Source organism: Micromonospora chalcea (assembly GCF_002926165.1).
Taxonomy (GTDB): domain Bacteria; phylum Actinomycetota; class Actinomycetes; order Mycobacteriales; family Micromonosporaceae; genus Micromonospora; species Micromonospora chalcea.
On sequence record NZ_MAGP01000090.1, the window covers coordinates 1 to 1,049 of the forward strand.

Annotated in this window: 1 protein-coding gene; it reads right to left on the reverse strand. The window is 69.4% G+C overall.

Features of this window, described 5'->3' with window-relative positions; translation table 11 throughout:
- Nucleotides 1-277 (reverse strand): C39 family peptidase (locus BAW75_RS09075; protein WP_208635215.1); only part of this gene is annotated, 277 nt, incomplete at its 3' end.
- Nucleotides 278-1,049: the final 772 nt, after the last annotated feature.

Sequence of the window (1,049 nt, forward strand, 5' to 3'; positions counted from 1 at the left end):
CCATCTCCTCGGCCATGGCGTGTACGTCGATGTTCTTGCCCTGCACGCTCAGCGCGTTGCGGGCGGCGGCGGGGCCGCAGAAGTAGAAGTTGGGCTGGGCTTCGTAGCGGACGTCGAGTTCCCGCTCGCCATGGCCTTTGCGGTCGGTGGTGACCTGGGCGGCGGCGCGCTCGGCCGGGGTGGCCTGGGCGGCGACGGCGGGGCCGGCGATGCCACCGGCGGTGGCGACGACACCGGCAGCGGTCAGAACGGTCTTGCGCAGCAGAGTGGTAGCCATGATCAGTTGCCTCTCTGTCGGGGGTACGCGGCGATGGGGGATGCCGCGAAGAAAGATCAGGTGGCCCGGTATGTGCGTCGGGCCGGTGGCTCGCTCGGGCGGCCAGGGGGACGGCCTGCTCCGGCGGCTCGGGGATGTAACGACCGGCGTCCCGGCCTCATTCCCAGCCCGCCGGGGGCGGGGCGGGCGGGCGGGCGGGTGCGGCGCGGTCTGCCATGTACAACGCCCCGCACCCCGCCCCGATTCCAGCCCAGCCGTGGCGCCCACCACCCCGAACCCCGGACAATCCACCCAGCGCCCGCCCGGCGTTGATCAAGGAGTTCGTGTCCGACAGACCACCCAGAACAGACACAAACCCCTTGATCACCACCCGAGCGCCCAACCCTCGATCGCGATCTTGCACTTGCGGCCCTTGAGGTGCCCGATTCGCACCTTTTTCCGGGGCGGCAACTGCAAGATCCCGCAAACTCCTTGGTCGACAACGCGATTGGTGAGGGGTGTTCGCGGCTCCGGCGGGCGTGACCTGTCCGTTTTCCCGGCGCGCTGCCCTGGCCCTGGGCGTGATCAACTCCAGCTCGCCGAAGTGGTGGTGTTGCGGAGCCTCTGATGCCACCACCTCGCCGAGCTGGAGTCGATCAAGCCACGGTGCCCCAAGACCTCCCGCCAGCAGCGGGCGATCATGAGGTTGGCGGCGGTTTGTGTCCGGTTTGTCGCCGCCAACCTCATGATCGCCCGCTGCTGGCGGGAGGTCTTGGGGCACCGTGGCTTGATC